The organism is Paenibacillus kobensis NBRC 15729 (assembly GCF_004000825.1).
In the GTDB taxonomy this organism is placed as follows: domain Bacteria; phylum Bacillota; class Bacilli; order Paenibacillales; family Paenibacillaceae; genus Paenibacillus_T; species Paenibacillus_T kobensis.
Map to the genome: position 1 here is coordinate 1 of NZ_BILZ01000082.1, position 17,865 is coordinate 17,865.

The window sequence follows — 17,865 nt, forward strand, 5'->3', positions numbered from 1 at the left end:
TCGTAAACGTCAGCGTCTTAACTGCGCCTGCTGGTGTTCCTGTCGCGGCATCCGCTGGTACCCGAACCAGCACAGTGTGATTACCAGACAAGTCTGGCGCATTCATACCGTCATACTTTACGTAGCTTCCGCCATCGATCTGATACTCCATCGTCGTATCTAGACCTACGATAATGTTAGCCGCATCATCGGCAGTTACGTTCGGTGCTGCCGGGGTCACCGTCACGGTTACCGTGTACTGTTGCGTTGTGCTGTCTGCTGCCGTTACCGTGTAGGTGACCGGGTTAGTAAAATTTTGCACGGTGCCGCTATTCGGCGAGACACTTGCGCCTGTATGTGTAATTGTCGGAACCAGTGACGCCACGTTCGTTCCGTGCGGTACCGTCACCGTCACTGTTTTGGCGGTTTCATTTACGGTGCCGGCCACCGCCGGAGTCAAACCGTTAAACGAAAATCCCGTTATCGCCTTCTCTGAGCTTAAGGAGGATGCCGGGGGACTTACAGAAGCATTCTTAATAGTAAACGTGAATAAGTTAAAGTTTTCATGGGGTGTCCCGCTTTCCCTCGTATAGTAAACCCGGAAAGAGTCAATAGATTTTCCTCTTACAATAGAATAATCAATAGGGAAGTTAGAGGTTATTATAGAATCTTTTGCTTTTGAATACGGTGCAGTAGAAAACTGTTCAACGTTGGCCGCATAACCTTTCACAATAATATTGGAAAAGCTTCCATCATCATATTCGCCAACATACAGATTATCCATTTCAAAGCTACCCAATGATCCGTCAGCCGCTATTTCAAAAAAAACCGTTTCAGAACCAGATGTTGCAGTGTCACTAATAAAAGCCCCATAAGAATCAGCATTAAGACCTGATCTAGACGCAGAAAGTGTAAAAAAGCCATCCGGGCTCTTTCGTATGCTTCCGCCAGTGGTATATCCTGTGAAATCCTGTGTCCCATTCGGTAAGCCGGCTGCGAAAGTCTTAGTTGTTGCCAACCCGGATACGATACCCAAAGCTAGTGTTAGGGTTAACATTAATGCAATGCTTCGCATCTGAATACGTGTATACATGTGTAGCCTCCCCGCTTAGTCGTTTTATACCAATACAACAAAAGAGTCCAACCGTGATTAAGTAGTCATTCCGTTATACAGACTCTTTGAATGGCATATAATTCTAGTTCTATTATACTAGTACATAGACCATATATGCACATTTATAACTTGAAAACTTTCAAAATCCTGCAGTATTCGACATATCGTAGAGAGAGAGAAAGGGCCATCCCGCAAGGGATGGCCCTAAAACTTGCCGTTTTTGATTGTGCGGAGAGGTTGATCTTGGTGAACTGTTCCCGTCGTCGGCCACCTTTCATAAAAAAGCCAGCCGCTTGGCATAATAATGCAATCAATAGTCAAATCGAAGGAGACTGTTATGAGCACACAAGATTTGTTGTCCGCTTCCGGACTGCCGGATCATCCGAGCTCCTACTGGCTGGAATCCGCCAACGCGGACACGTTGTCGTTCGAACCGCTTGACGCAGACATCGAGGTCGATGTCGCCGTCGTCGGCGGAGGCATCACCGGCGTTACGCTCGCCTATCTGCTCGCCGAGGAAGGCAAGCGCGTCGCGCTGCTCGAAGCCGGACGGCTGCTGGGCGGCACGACCGGCCACACGACTGCCAAAATTACAGCGCAGCACGATCTGATTTATGACGAGTTGATTCACCATATCGGGGAGGAGAAAAGCAGACTTTATTACGAGGCGAACATGGAAGCGTTGAACTTCATCCGCAATCAGGTCGAGAAGCATCCCATTGACTGCGACCTGCAGAATGAAGATGCATTCATATACACCACATCCGAGTCGAATATCCAGAAGATCGACAAGGAATGGGCCGCATACGAACGGCTCGGCATACCGGGAAGACGTATCGGCCATATCCCGCTTCCGGTCGATTCCAAGGCGGCTGTCGTGATGTCCGGACAAGCCCGTTTTCATCCGGTCGCTTACTTGAAGCATTTGCTGCGGGCTTTCGTCGATAAGGGCGGTCTTGTATTCGAAAATACGACGGCGCTCAGCTCGGAGCAAGGCGATCCGTTATCCAAAGTCACGACAAGCACCGGCCATACGGTCGAATGCCGACATACCGTATCGTGCTCCCACTTTCCTTTCTACAGCATGCGCGGATTTTATTTTGCCCGAATGTATGCGGAGCGCTCCTATGTGCTCGGATTGCGGATGAAGGAAGGATACGAATATCCCGGAGGCATGTACATCAGCGCTGATAACCAGCCGCGCTCGATCCGCCAAGTCACCTATAACGGGGAGAAGTTGCTGTTGGTCGGCGGGGAGAAGCATAAAACGGGGCAAGGCATTTGCACGATCAAGCATTACGAAGCACTGGAACAGTTCGCACGCACGACGTTCGGCGATTGGGAGATCGGCTACCGCTGGTCGGCGCAGGATCTGACGACGCTCGATAAAATCCCTTATATCGGCCGTGCTTCTGATAATGAACCGCACGCCCTTGTCGCGACCGGCTTCCGCAAGTGGGGCATGTCGACGGGAACGGCAGCGGCGCTGCTGCTCAAAGAGATGGTGCTTGGCATCGATAACCGCTATGAGGAGCTGTTTACGCCATCCCGATTCTACGCTGATCCAGCTTTGAAAAGGTTCCTCGCTTCCAATGCGGATGTCGCCAAGCATTTGCTCGAAGGGAAGCTGGAATGGGTGAGCCGCCATCCGGAAGAGGTCGAGGCCGGGGAAGGCGCCGTCGTACAAGTGAACGGCAAACGGGCCGGCGCCTACCGGGAACAGGACGGGACGCTGCATGTCGTCGATACGACTTGCACGCATATGGGCTGCGAGGTGGAATGGAACGATGGCGACCGGACATGGGATTGTCCTTGCCATGGCTCGAGATTTTCATTCAAAGGCGATGTCGTCGAAGGTCCGGCGAAGAAGCCATTAAAGGTCTACACGGACTGAACTCGCAAAACTTTCAAAAAGAGCTCTTATGCCCGGATCAGGCATAAGAGCTTTTTCCGCATCCACCATACAATCCGCTACGGCTTCAACACCACTTTCACGCAACCGTCCTCATGGCCGTAAAATTTCTGGTAACCGACTTGCGCGTCTGCAAGCGGCATCGGCGCTTGCCCCATCTTCAACGTAATATTGCGGGCGAAGAACGCTCCGAGCGGGAACATATTGTAAGTGCCTCCGTACACGCCGGTAATTTGCACCGTTCCGCATTTGCGAACCGCTTTCGTCGCGATTTGAATCGGCCCAAGCGTGCCGCCCTGCAGCTTCAGCTTCTGTTCGATGTACTAGAGCGGCGACTTCGATGTACTAGAGCGGCGACTTCTTCCCGTCCATCCCGACGCAGTCAATGACGACGTCCGCGCCTCCGCTGGTCACTTCCTTCAGATGCTCGCCCATATCATCATATTGGGTAAAATCGAAGGTCTCTACGTGATGAATCCGCTTCGCATGCTGCATCCGGTAATCGAGATGATCGACCGCGATGACCCGCTTCGCGCCTTTCATCCAAGCGAACTTCTGCGCCATCATCCCGACAGGGCCGCAGCCAAGGACGACACCGTATCGCCAGGCTTCACGCCTGCGTTCTCAACGCTCCAGTATGCGGTCGGCAGCACATCGGATAAGAATAGAAGGGATTCGTCCTCCACAGCTCGCAGGACGTGGGGAATGACGAACGGCATAAAATTGCCGAATGGAACGCGCAAGAACTCTGCTTGTCCGCCCGGGTAGTTACCGAACTTCTCGGTGTAGCCGAAGTATCCCCCTGAATCATAATGCGGATTGCTGTTATCGCATTGGCTGACTTGGTGATGCTTGCAATACGTGCATTGGCCGCAAGCGACAGTGAAAGGAATAACGACGCGGTCCCCTTTCTTCACTTTCGTTACGCCCGGTCCGACCTCCTCGACGATCCCCATCGGTTCGTGGCCGATGATATAACCCTCGGGCAGCGGCATGTTGCCGGCGTACAGATGCAAATCAGATCCGCATATCGCCGTACTCGTAATCCGTACGATGATGTCCTCCTTATCCTCGATTGCCGCATCATTGACTTCCCTAACGTCTACCGATTCTACGCCTTGATAAGTGACCGCCTTCATTCCGCATTATCGAATTAGAAAAAGTGGAGCCGACTAGTTGCTGCTGTGCTGCCGACTGAAGCTTACGATTGGGCTGCTTTCTTAGATTTCTCCGGCCTTATGGCGAACAGCGCCAACACGCAGCACACAGCGGCAGCTGCGGCGAATCCACCGTAGAGCAACATATTGCGGTTCAGCATAACCGACGCAAGAAGCGGACCAGCCGCCACACCGATAAATCTCATGCTGCTGTATAGCGATGTGATCGTGCCGCGCTCCTGCTTCTCAATGCCTTCGGTGATGAGCGCATCCAAACTAGGCAGCGCCAATCCGATCCCAGCCCCTCCAACGGAAATGAGAAAGAGGAGCCGCACAAGTCCCTTCGGTTCGGCAACAGCGACGATGGCCATTGCCACCGTCAGCATAGCTGCGCCCGTTACCGTCAGCCACTTCATGGCCGTTTTATTTTGCCCGACTGTCTTGCCCACAATGTAGGAAGCCAAACATATAGCGCTAAGCGGAATAGCCAGCATGGCGCCTTTCTTGATTCCATGAATCTTATGCGTGTCCTCCAGCATGGAAGACAGATCATATAGAAAGCCGAACATGACGTACATAGCCAGACAGCCGATCGCAAAAATCGTGTATAGCCACTTGCCGTTGTTCTTCAGAATGGATTTCACGTCGGCGATGAACTGTCTCAAGGAAACCCCTTCCCGCTGCTTGGACGGCGCCTTGACGCAAGCCGCAACGGCGATGATCGAGATTAGACAAATGAATGGAATAATTACAAGCGGCAAATACCATACGATATATGCTAAAGCAGAGCCTGCAATGGGACTGACCACTTTGCCTAACGTATTCGATGTTTCGACCATGCCGAGGCCATTGCTCACTTGCTCGTCTTCCTTGAACATGTCGCCTACGAGCGGAATAACGATCGGAAAAGCGCCAGCCGCACCGATGCCTTGTATGAACCGTCCTGTCAATATCCATGCATAAGCCGTGTGATGGCTCATTAGCCAAACCGACAATCCGGACAGCAGGCCTCCCGCCATTGCGATGGACAAACCGATCAGAATGATCCGTTTGCGGCCGAAGCGATCGGACAGATAGCCAGCGACCGGGATGCATACGATCGAGATTGCCGCGTATACCGTAATAATTAAGCTGGCCTGCCACGAGACGATGCCTAGCTTACGTTGCATTAGCGGCAGCACCGGTATTAGCATCGAATTCGCCAGCGTCATAATTAACGGAATCGATGAAATGGCGGCCAAGTCCCTTTTTTTCTTCTCGTACAAGATGGCACCTTCCTACTCGTCGTCTGATCCCTCGAATAGGATGCCACGAATCTGTCGGCCCATTCGGCTGCCCGTCAGCCAAAAGAAGGCTGCTCAACGTCCGGCGAACCGGCATGAGCAGCCTTTCTTTAAATGGTTATATGCGATACTTGCAAATTAATATCCGTATACCTCAAAGTTGTACAGCGAGTAGCCGTATGGCGTGCCGCGTTCAGTGCCGAGCATGCGGACATAACGTCCAGTACCGGTTACGTTAACGTCGTCGATACCGCCGTCGCCAGTCGTCGTGCTGTACACGTCAGACCAGTTCGTGCCGTCATTCGACACTTGAAGCTTGTACGACTTGCCGTATGCCGCTTCCCAATTGAGCGCGATGCGCGTAATCGTACACGATTGGCCCAGATCGACAGAGATCCATTGGCCGTCGACGCCAAGCGCCGATCCCCAGCGCGTATTAACGTCAGCATCTACCGCAGCGCTCGCAACGAACGGTACTTCCACCGTCGATGCCGTTGCCGTCTTGTTCAGCGACAGAAGCGTCGAAGGCTGCTGCGCTTCCGGTGTCGTCGTTCCGTCGTTGTATGCTTCTACTTCATAAAGCGAGTAGCCGTACGGCGTGCCGCGCTCCGACATATTGATCCGGAGGTAACGGCCGGAGCCATTCACCGTTATTTCGTCCGTATTGCCGTCGCCGGTCGTCGTGGAGTACAGATCAGTCCATGCCCCGCCGTCGTTCGATACTTGGAGCTTATACGATTTGCCATAAGCAACTTCCCATAGCAATTTCACTTTCGTCAATTGCTGCACGCTGCCGAAGTCGACCGTCAGCCATTGCGCATCGACGTTCAGTTCCGAAGCCCAGCGCGTCTCTGCGCTTCCGTCCGTGGAATTGGCGCCCGCGAACGGCGTTTGGGTCGACGAAACCGTGACGACTTTGTTCTTGGCGAGGTTAACGCCAGGTTGCGGCTGCGGCGTACCGCCGTCTCCGCCATTGCCTCCGCCGGACGTGCCGTCCCATGCCACCCATTGGTCAGCCGTGTTCGAGTTCGTCATCGGGTTCACTTTCACAAGCGACTTCGGACCGACAACCGCCGTACCCGTCACGCCGCCTGCATTCCGGAACGTAACCGTAACCGGACTCGCTGTCGGATTCCATACTTGTGCTGAGTATACATTGTTCTTCTTATACACCGTTGCGCTCGTCCAGCCGGTTGCCCATACGTCTCTTGTGCGCTCGCCGAGCGACGCCATGTTGTTGACGAACCAGTACGTGTTAAAAATCTCGTTGCGCTGCATCGTTGTCGTATTCCAGCCGGCAAGCACCGCTTGCGGATCGGAGAGTGCCCGGATCGGCCATACGATATGCTGCCAGTCCGTTCCCGGCGTACCGCCGTTGTCGGCGACGAAGCCGTTGTACAGCGCTGCCGCCTTCGCTTTATTCAAGCCGTAGCTGGTCAAATATTCGGCTGTCGGCAGCCAGTGAATACCGTACGTATGCACTGGTTCGCCGCTGAAGAACGTACCGAAGAAGTTCGACGAGCCATATACTTGGCCGACCGACTTATGCGTCCACTCTGGAATCCAGTTGTCGCCGTCGTAGTTGAACCAGTATTGCTCAACGGCGTTCAGCTCCGTCGTGAAGCCGTAGACAGCCGCATCCCGGTAACTCGTGTTGCCAGTCAGCAAGCCCCACATGTATTGGCCAACCCATCCGAACAGCGATTCGCCGGCTGCTTCTTGGTTGTTGCCGCTGTCGTTGTCGGCATAGCCGCCTGCCCACGAATGGCCTTCATACGGATCAAAGTTACGGAAGGCCGGATATTGCGGATCATTCTTCGCCGGATTCGCGTAGTCGCGGACGAGCTGCTCGACCATGCCGCCGTAGTTATTGCGGAAGCTGTCGTCGAACGTCGCCAGAATCGCCGATGCGAATACATAGTAGCCGTACGTGAAATGGTGGTCCGTAATGCCGTAGTTTGCGCCGAAGCCGCTGTTTTTGTAATACATCGTGCCCCAGTCATTATTGTAGTACATGAAATATTCCGGTTCGCCTTCTGTGTACGTGTACCAGTCCGTCAGAATCGTCTTCATGCGCGACAGGAACTTGTTGCGAAGCGCTGTATCGCCGATCTCGTTCGCCTCGAGCGCACCCATCGCGAGCGGGTGAAGCGCTTTGCCTTGCCAGTAAGCGTCGCCGTTCATAATGTTGTTCTTCGTCTCATCGTCGAGAGTCGCCAAGTAGCTGGTCAACTGCTGACGCGTATATTCTGGATTGCCCGGCTCCGTGAAAGTCGGTACCATACCGTAGAACTTGTCTACCGTCGTAAAGGAATTGCCTTCCTTCACCTTCAGCGTGCCGCGGACCGACGGATAAGTACGGGTCGTCAGCGCATTGTTTGTCTTCTTCCATTGGTGAGGATACAGCGCGAGCATCGACTGATCGGAGAAGCCGGCGCGTTTCGCCTGCGTCGTCACGCTGAGCGTCGTCGTTACATCGGACGTTCCCTCGTTGTAAGCATAAGAAGCGGTCGAGCCGGTAACGAATGCATAAGCGTGTTGATAGTACAGGTCCAGATCCGATGCGGCCGGCATCGTCGCGACCGACATATATTTATTGCCGCCGCCGAGCTGGATCTTAATCTTCGCTCCGACTTTCTTGAACACCGTGCCCGGAGGGGCGAAAATGCCGTAGTAACGGTTCGTCGCCACTGGATTCGGACGGCCGTCCGTATTCAGAATGCGGAGGCTGATCCGGTCGCCCGTATACGTGGAACCTTCCGTCGTCAGAATTGCTGCGCCGCTCGGGTCGGCCGCTCCTGCGATCAGCGTCGAGTACAGCTCGACGGAGTTCGCATCGCTGAACTCGGTATACACATAAGGAGAGCCCTTCGTGAACGTCACTTTCATTTTGTCTTCTGCCGTATCGCTGAGCACCGTAGTAACGTTGAAATCGCCATAACCCGTCACACGGTTCTTCATGGTCGATGTATTAATGTTGCTTGCCATCATGTACAGGTCCGGATTGCCGTCGGCATTCACCGCTCTGCCGTCTGCGCTCAGCCAGCCCGCGCCCGGATTCAGAAGGCCGAGACCTTGATTGAAGAACTTCGACTTCAGCGGAAGCGTGATCAAGTAATCGCCTAGCGGCTTGATAAGCAGCGATTGCCACCAGTCATTGGACGGAATCGGCGTATTCACCTCTGCCGTCTTGTTGCCCGGGTAGTTCGGCTGCGGGAACGTCCAGTCATTCGTCAGATAACTGCCGGAACCGACCGTTACTTTGGCAGGCGTCGGAAGCGCAGGAATCGAATAAACCGGCTGCGGCTGTCCCGCTGCATAATCGTAGACTTCGAAGTCGTAGAGGCTGTAGCCGAAGCTCGTGCCTCTGCCGATCCCCTTCATCCGCACGTAGCGGCCGGATGCATAGACCGGAATGTCCTGCTTGCCGCCTCCGCCGTGAATTTCACGATACACAGTCGTCCAGTTGGACGCATCGTCGGACACTTGCAGATCGAACACGCGGCCATATGACTCCCAATTAAGTACGATGCGTCCGATCGTGCGTTTATTGCCGAGATCGACGTAAATCCATTCGTTGTCCGTCGCATTGGAGCCCCAACGAGTTGACGGATTGCCGTCGACTGCGTTCGCTGCAAGCGTTGCGCCCGGCGGTAAGTAGCCCGACTGCTCAAATGACGATACCATTACCGGCTTGTTCAGCGCCACGTTCGGTCCGTACTGTACCGGAGGCTGGTTGACGCCTCCGGTTCCATATACTTCGAATTCGAATAACGAGTATCCGTAAGCGGCAAGCGAACGCTGCGTGCCCAGAATACGGACGAATCGGCCCGCTCCGGTAACGGCTACATCATCAACACCGCCGTCTCCCGTTGTCGTGGAATAGATGTTCGTCCAATTGGATTCATCGCTCGACGTCTGAATTTGATAAGCCGTTGCGAATGCGCCTTCCCATTGCAGCTTGACGCGGTCGATCGCAGCGTTAGCGCCCAAATCGATATAAATCCATTGCGGATCCGTACCCCAGCCGCTCGACCAGCGCGATCCGGTATTGCCGTCGACAGCCAGACTTGCCGAGTTGTTGCCCTCCACCGATGATGCATAAGCCGTACGGTTAAGTGACAGCAAATACGAGCCTGCCGCCGCATCGGCAACCTTCACCGGTCCGAGCGATACGAGCGTTCCGAGCATTGCGGCAGCCATTGCGCTGGCGCCGACACGCTTGCCGAGCTTTCTTGCTTTACTACTTGTAAACATGATTTCCCTCCTCAAAATATTCGCAGTTTCGCCGCATTAGCGATGAATCCGCTTACAAATCATGTATAGAAAGAGCTGCTTCAGCTCTTGCATTGCTTTCAATTGCATTGACTTGCAATACTAGCCGAAGCAGCCCGCCATACCATTAATGATTAATACACTTCTACTTCATACAAAGACGGACCATATGGCGCGAAGCCTTTCTCCGTCATATAGAGCCGGATGTACTGGCCTTGATGGCCGCTCAGATCGACCGATTCCTCGTACGACTGTCCGACGTCGATCGTCAGCGGCCGATCGATCGTCTGTATCGTCTGCCAATCCGTTCCGTTATCCGATACTTCGATAAGCAGACCTTTGGCATACGCTCTCTCCCAGAACATTTTCAGAGTCGTCAGCGTACGGATTGCTCCAAGATCGATCACAACCCACTCCGGCGTGTTGGAATTGTTGGCCGCCCAATCCGCTTCCCAGCGGTTCGACAAGATGCCGTCTGTTACGAACGAAGCCGCACCGGATGCGCTGGAGGCGCTAGCCGCCGCATGCAGGGCCAGGTTCGTTCCAGATGCCGGCGGATTGCCGCCTGCACCTGGATCTGGATTGCCCCCAGTGCCCGGATCTGGATTGCCGCCCGCACCTGGATCTGGATTGCCGCCAGCACCTGGGTCTGGATTGCTGCTTGGGTCAGAAGCAGTGCCGAACACTTCAAACTCCCACAACGAATAGCCGTAAGGCAATGCTCTGGTCGTGCCGTTCATCCGAACGTGACGAGCCTCGACGTTATTCATCGCAATCGTGTCGATGCCGCCGTCGCCGTTCGTTTCCGTGTAGACATCCGTCCAGTCGCTTTCTTGCGGATTGTCTGCGGTTGCGACTTGGATGCGGTAAGCTTGACCGAATGCGCCTTCCCAATTCAGCACGACGGAATCGATCTTATGCAGTGAACCAAGATCAAGTGCAATCCATTCCGAATCGGTAAATGCGGACTCCCAGCGCGTACCTGTGTCGCCATCGTTCACGTTGGCCGCTGGCATGTTGCTCGTAGAAGCCGAGGCCGCTGCGCCAGCAGAAATTTTTGTTACAACAGGATCGGGGTCCGGATTGCCTCCGGAGCCTTGGCCTGGGTCTGGGTCTGGGTTACCGCCAGAGCCTTGACCTGGATCGGGATCCGGATTGCCTCCCGTACCTTGTCCAGGATTCGGATCCGTACCCGAGCACGGGCCGGGATCCGTGCCTGTACCCGGATCCGGGTTGCCGCCAAGAGACGTTCCGTAAACTTCGAACTCCCACAACGAGTAGCCATACGGAGTACCGCGTGTCAAGCCGTTCATCCGAACATGTCTGGCTTCCACGCCGTTCATCATAATCGTATCCAGACCGCCATTGCCGTTCGTCTCTGTAAAGACGTCGGTCCAATCGCCGTCCTGCGGATCGGCTGCGGTTGCGACTTGAATCTGATACGACTTGCCGAATGCCCCTTCCCAGTTCAGAACAACCGTATCCAGAATATGAGCCGTTCCAAGATCGATCGCGATCCATTGCGGATCAGCCGCAGCAGACTCCCAACGCGAGCCGCCCTGGCCGTCAATCGCGTTCGACGCCGGCTGGTTGTTCGACGAAGCGGTCGCTATTTTGCCCATTGCCGCATTCGGAGCTGCCGATTTCACTTCTTGCGTAACGGAAGTTGCCGCATAACCGCTCGCTTGAATCGATACAACATAAGACTTGATTGCAGTAAATAACGAACGGTCTAACTGCAGAACGCCATCTGCGATCGATATCTTGTCTGCCGGAACCGCAGCGCCGTCAATCGTGACGCTTCCGATCAGCGCTCTCCATGCCGGATCGTCGGAGAACGTAATATCGATGCCATTGCCGGCTTTGTTATCGGACGTGTCCGCTTGAAGCACAGGCGCCGATTTCACTTCGCGAATAGCCACATCGTCGATATAGATCGTGTGCGGATCAATCGGCGTTGTGCCGCTAGCCGTTACTACGTTGCCGAGCAAATATTTCAGCGTCAGCGTCGTCCCCGCCCCAGCGCGAAGGCTTGCCGAGAACGTATGGCTCGAATCGTTCGTCAGGTTGAAGCTTACTTGCTCATTATTGTTGTAGCCCGACAACTCGAGCAGAATCGGCCGGTCGGCCGTCGACCAAGCCCGGAAGCTCAGTTCATAAGATTTGCCGGCTTCCAGCTTGATGCCGGACTGGAAGAATTGCGTCGACCAAGATACCGGGACGTTCCATTGCGGATGCATGCCGCCGTGATAGGCGATATCGATCTTAGCAGTACCATTGTCGACTTCGAACGACGAGACACCACTTTCGCCTACCCACGTTTCCCAGCCTGTGTCTTGATTGGAGAAGCTGCCGTTCGTTACGATGTTGCCATCACTCGTAAACACCGTCTGGCTGACTTTCGTATCCGCGTAACCGTCTGCTTGCACGGTGATCTCATAAGTCCGGTCCGTATCCAGTACGCCTGCCGCAATCTCAACACCGCCAGACGAAACCGTATATTGTCCGCTGAGCAGCTCAACACCGTCTACAAGCACGGATTGAACAGCCGCTTCCCAAGCCGTATCCGGCGTGAGTGCCAGCTGAATCGGCTGACCGACCCGGTTGTCGATGTTGTCAGCGATCAGCATAGGCGGACGCTTCACCGGCGCGTTCTGAATTTCGACGGCCACGTCATCGAAATAAATATCGTGCGCGCCTGCTGGCGCCGTTCCTAGCTTACCAAGCAGGAACTTCAATGCTACGCTCTCATCAGCCGTCATTTTGAAAGTATACTCGAATGTCTGCCAATCCGTCGTAAGTGCAATCGTGCCTGTATCGAACCGGCGCGTATACGTCGCGTTCTCAAGCGTCGCTTGAATGTCGCGCGGCACGCTCGATTTGGCTTTGAACGATACAACATAAGTCATACCTTTGCTAAGCTGCAGATTCGACTGATTCAACATGACGTTCCACGATTCGCCGCCGACGTTCGAAACCGAAATTCGCGCTTCTCTTCCGTCAGCTTGGAAGTTCGCTGTTCCGCCTTGTGTGAATGGTTCCCAAGCCGTAAGACCTGCCGAGAAATCGCCATTCTTCAGCGGGAACATATCAATGCCCGTGAAATCGACGTTCCGGTTCGAAGTCCGGATCAGCTTCACATTGTCGATTACGACATCTTCGTTGCTGCCGCCAAGCAGCAATACGAATCGTCCGTCTGGAACCGTAACTCCGCTTGGCATCGTGAACGTAACGGTGTGCGTTTCCATCGACGTGCTAAGTGCAATGTCAGCTTGTTCTGCGAATACAACAGCGCCGTCTGCGCTCGTCCAGCGGACACCGATCGACCGGTCCGCCGATGCTTTCGCATCGAAAGTCAATTGATAGTCGTCATTCGCCAGCAACTGCATGCCTTTCTGCTCGGCTGTAATGTCATCTGGTGAGCTGCCGCCGTCCTCGACCGCAACTTCAAGCGCTCTCCGGTTCTCATCGACCGCTGCGGTTGCGGATGCTCCTGCGGAAGCCGTGAAGTTCCAGTATTTCATCCGGTCCATCGTACCGAGATCGAAAGTTCCGTTATAGATTTGGTTGCCGTTGTTCAGCGGCTCTTTCGTGCCGTTCGGATCGGACAGCACGTCCGTTTCCTCTAGCACAGCATTGCCGATCCAAATATCTCCCGTGCTAAGGCCCATATTGAACTCAAGCCGTGCTGCAATATCGGTAGCCGCGTTCATCGTGAACCGGTATTCGTAGTGCTGCATATTCGTCTTCAGCGCAACGTCGAAGCTGTCCGAATAAGTCGCCCAGCCGTTATCGTCGTCGCCGCCGAATTTTAAGCTCATCGCACGGTTCGCCGATGCTTTCGCATCGAAGCTGATCTTATACGTATGACCGCGTGTCAGGGTCGCGTATTGAATCATCTGAACCGAGTAAGGCTGGTTGCCGCCGCTCGTAATGGACAGCTTAGCAAATTTGTCGGAATCGACCGTATCGACTGAAGCGCTGCCCGCCCCGCCGAAATCCGGCGTGTGCAGGAAGTTCCAATAGGTCGGATTCAAAGCCGTACCCGATGCTGCAATATCATTCAGTCCTTGCTCATAATCGGCGTCATAGAGCAAGTTGCCATCTACCGGCTCTTTGCCCCCTGCCGGGAACGGTTCTTTCGTAATGACCGGCTCCGTCGGCGTCCGGTATGGACGGCCCGTCAGGTCATATACGCGAACGTAGTCGACCTTCATCGTTGCCGGAAGAAGCGAGTCGTTCGGCAGACGGTTGCCGTCGAACATGCCGCCGATTGCCAAGTTCAGAATCATATAGAACGGTTTATCGAACGGTGCCGGATAGGCGTACTTGTCCGGTTGACCCGCTCCTGTGCTGTCCCAGTTGTTGACCTTCTGGAACAGGTTGCCGTCCACGTACCACCGGATTTCGCCCGGCTCCCATTCCACCGCATACGTATGGTATTCCGCAATCGACTGCCCTGTTGGGAAATCATACGTCGCACCTGTCGACTTATTGTTAGGAGCTGGCTTGCCGAAATGGATCGTGCCGGCTACTTCCTCCGGCAAGCGGCCACGGGCTTCCATAATATCGATCTCACCCGACGATGCCCATGTGCCGTATTCGCTGCCCGCCGGCATCATCCAGAACGCCGGCCATACGCCTTCGCCTGTCGGCAATTGCATCCGTGCTTCGAATCGGCCGTATGTCTGCGTGAATGTCGGTTGCGTATATACGCGGCCGGACGTGTAAGGCTTGCCTTCATAAGTTTCTTTCTTCGCTTGGATGACCAGATTTCCGTCTTCGACCTTCATATTGTCTGGTCGGTAATACTGCTGCTCGCCGTTGCCCCAGCCGTCCAAGCCGTACTGGCTGCCTGTTCCGAGCTGATAAGCCCATTTGTCCAGATTGACGCCGTTCGTATCGAGGTTGCTGCCGCTGCCATCGAACTCGTCATGCCAGACAAGGCTCCAATCGCTTGCACCTTCGATCTGCTGCGTAACGGCCGCTTTCTCGTAACCGGCTGCTTTCACGACGATTTCATAGCTGCGCTCTTCTCCGAATAAATCGGCATCAAGCGTAATCGTACCGTTCGTAACCGTATATTTGCCCGCATCGACTTGTACGCCGTCGAGCCAAACCGAGCTCACCGCGTTCCGCCATGCATCCTGATCGGCGAACGTAACTGCGATCGGCTGGCCGAGCACGTTATTTTCAGCGTCCGGCGACAGTACCGGCGGAGTCGTCAGACGAATATCGTTGCTGCTGCTTACTTTCTCGCCTGCCGCTTCGCGTGCGCCCTTCACTTCCAGGCGAACGTTATCGATTAGGACGTCGTGCTGTCCAACCGCTTCCGCATCAGCGGTCTTGCCGAGCAAAAATTTTAATCCGACAATATCATTCTTATCTGCCGTAAATTCATAAGTGAACGTGTTCGTTGCTTCGTCCAACTGTACTTTCTCGTTCAAGTAACGGAAGTACGAGCTGTTCTCAGCGGACAGTTCGATCATCCGCTGTTCTGTTGAACGAGCTGCGAACGATACGATGTACGTCTTTCCTTTGATGAGCTGAAGCGGCTCTTGCAAGAGCATGACGTCCCATGGGTTAGCGCCGTCATTCTCAATCTCTGCATGGAAAGCACCGTTATCGGTCGAGAAGGTTGCACTCGAATCGCCGTCATAGATGCCTTGCAAATGCGTTGTCCAGCCTTCATCGCCGGCAGAGAAATCACCGTTCTGAATAAGGAAAGCACGCTCCCGCGCATCTTGCAGCTCAACGTGTACGTTGTCGACATACACATCATGTGCCGTCAACGCTGCTTCGCCTTCAAGCTTGCCGAGCAGCAGCTTGAACGATGCCGTCAAGTCGGCCGTCACTGGAAGCTCATAACGGAATGTTTGCTTGTCCGCCGTCAGATTTACTTTCTCCGAAATGTAACGGGTACCGCCTGCATCGACGACGATTTCCGCCGCGCGAGGCTTCGTCGACCGGAGATCGGCTGTTACGACGTACACCTGATTTTTATGAAGGGCGAAGTCCGTCTGCATCAGCATAACGTCCCATGGGTTAACCCCTTCATTAGCAATGGCAATCTTCATCTCGCCTTGCTCTAACGTGAATTGCGCATCGGAGCCCCAGCCGTCATATCGGCCCTGCACATGCTCGCTCCACGCTGTCTTGCCGTTCGAGAAGTCGCCATTCTTAAGCGGGAACTGATCCGCTAACGGAAGCTCTCCGACATTGTTGTTCGTCAATCGGCGCAGCACGATGTCATCCAACAAGACCGTGCCATCGAATCTGCCCAGCAAGAACCGAAGCTGTGCCTTCGCATCGTTGACGCCATCAGCAATCGAGAACGGAATCGTATACGTCGCCCAGTCCGTCGTGACATTGACTGGCTTGTAGCCCGCCACCGTGAGGCCGTCGAATTGTTCGATGCCGACATCAATCGTTCTGTCCGCCGTTGCCTTCGCTTTGAACGTCAGCTCGTATTCATTGCCTTCAATCAGTTGGATCCCCTTCTGAGTCAGCGCTATCGCATCGGAGCTTGCACCGCCATCTGTTGTTTCGACAACCAATTGACGGTCACCGTTAACCATTGCGGAAGCATCAGCCTGATTGGTCTCGAAGTGCCAATACGTCATCCGGTCGACTCGGCCGAGATCGAATGTGCCGTTGTACACGTGATTGCCGCCAATCGGCTCTTTCGAATCATCTTCCCGGTAAGGATCGACTTCTTCTATTTCGACGAGCTTCACGTTGCCGAGCCATACCGGCTTCGTATTCAAGCCCATATTGAACTCGAGCCGTGCAAGCGGATCGGTATCCGCATCCATACGGAACATTAATTGATACGATTGCAGCTTATCGGACAGAGCCGCTTCTAGCGTATCGGAATACGTTCCCCAACCGCGGTCGGCGCCGCCGCCGAACTTCACGATCATCGTCCGGTTGCCGTCCGACTTCGCATCGAAGGACAGCTTGTACCAACGTCCTTTGCCAAGCGTCACGTTCTGAATCAATTGAACCGCATGGACAGCATTGCCGCCGTTTGCGATGTTTACTTTCGCGAATGTTTGGTTATCTACCGTATCAGACGCGACCGAGGCGTTGCCGCCGAACGTACTGATCTTCGCGAAGTTCCAGAAATCCGGATCAAGCGCCGTGTCTCCCGAATCAATCGTCTTGAAGCCATGCGTATATTGCGGATCATATACGTAGTTGCCGTCAATGGCATGCTTGTATGGCTCCGCGATTGGCTCCTTCGATACTTCAGGTTCAGCCACTTGTTCGTTATAACCGCCGACTTTGTCGTATACACGAACATAATCGACTTTCATCTCTGCCGGAAGCATACTGTCCGCCGGCATTCTGCCGCCGTCGAAGCTTCCGCCGATTGCCAAGTTAAGAATCATGTAGAAAGGTTTATCGAACGGTGCTGGGTAAGCGTTCTTCGCTGGCATATTCTCGCTTGTGCTGTCCCAGTTGTTCAGCTTCTGGAAAAGCTGTCCGTCGACGTACCAACGAATTTCTCCTGGCTCCCACTCCACGCCGTATACATGTTCGCCGGTAATATCTTGACCAGCCGGGAAGTGGAATTCCGCTCCGGTCGATTTATTATTCGGCCAAGGCTTGCCGTAATGGATCGTACCGGCAACATCCTGCGGCAGACGGCCGCGCACTTCCATAATGTCGATCTCGCCCGAGGATGCCCATACGCCGTATTCGCTGCTTTGCGGCATCATCCAGAATGCCGGCCAAATCCCTTGGCCCGTCGGCATCGTAATTTTCGCTTCGAATTTGCCGTATGTTTTGCCGTATGTCTGCTGCGTGTACAGGCGGCCGGAAGAGTAAGGTTTACCGTCTGTGGTTTCTTTACGCGCTTGGATAACCAATTGGCCGTCTACAACTTTAAGGTTGTCTTTCTTGTAGGACTGCTGCTCGTTGTTGCCCCAGCCATCCAAGCCATATTGCGAGCCGGTGCCTAATTGGTAGCCCCATTTGTCCATATCGACGCCGTTCGTATCCAAGTTGGTTCCGCTGCGGTCGAACTCGTCGCTCCAAACCAGCTGCCATTCATCTGGATTCTCTCCTGGGTTGCCTCCTGGATTCTCACCTGGGTTACCGCCCGGATTGCCTCCTGGGTTCTCGCCCGGATTGCCTCCT

At 54.3% G+C, this 17,865-nt stretch carries 5 protein-coding genes and 1 pseudogene; 1 reads left to right on the forward strand and 5 read right to left on the reverse strand.

Features of this window, described 5'->3' with window-relative positions:
- The coding region (locus tag PKO01S_RS26445; protein ID WP_127534445.1) for a DUF4073 domain-containing protein at positions 1-1,072 on the reverse strand (1,072 nt) is incomplete at its 3' end.
- Positions 1,073-1,448: 376 nt separating this feature from the next.
- Here PKO01S_RS26445 and PKO01S_RS26450 point away from each other — a divergent pair.
- Positions 1,449-2,987, forward strand: coding sequence for an FAD-dependent oxidoreductase (locus PKO01S_RS26450; RefSeq protein ID WP_407669713.1), 1,539 nt, complete (start codon positions 1,449-1,451; stop codon positions 2,985-2,987).
- Between the two features lie 77 nt (positions 2,988-3,064).
- Here PKO01S_RS26450 and PKO01S_RS26455 read toward each other — a convergent pair.
- From PKO01S_RS26455 to PKO01S_RS26470, 4 genes and pseudogenes are all read right to left on the reverse strand, one after another.
- Positions 3,065-4,144: pseudogene (locus PKO01S_RS26455) on the reverse strand (alcohol dehydrogenase catalytic domain-containing protein).
- A 62-nt stretch (positions 4,145-4,206) separates the two neighbouring features.
- Positions 4,207-5,427: an MFS transporter gene (locus PKO01S_RS26460; protein ID WP_127534447.1), complete on the reverse strand. Its 1,221-nt coding sequence runs from the start codon at positions 5,425-5,427 to the stop codon at positions 4,207-4,209.
- Positions 5,428-5,583: 156 nt separating this feature from the next.
- A complete protein-coding gene (locus tag PKO01S_RS26465) occupies positions 5,584-9,702 on the reverse strand; it encodes a discoidin domain-containing protein (protein ID WP_246070746.1) in 4,119 nt (1,372 codons plus the stop codon).
- A gap of 152 nt (positions 9,703-9,854) precedes the next feature.
- Entirely contained in the window at positions 9,855-17,729 is a 7,875-nt protein-coding gene (locus tag PKO01S_RS26470; protein ID WP_246070747.1) for a carbohydrate binding domain-containing protein, read from the reverse strand.
- Between the last annotated feature and the right edge of the window lie 136 nt (positions 17,730-17,865).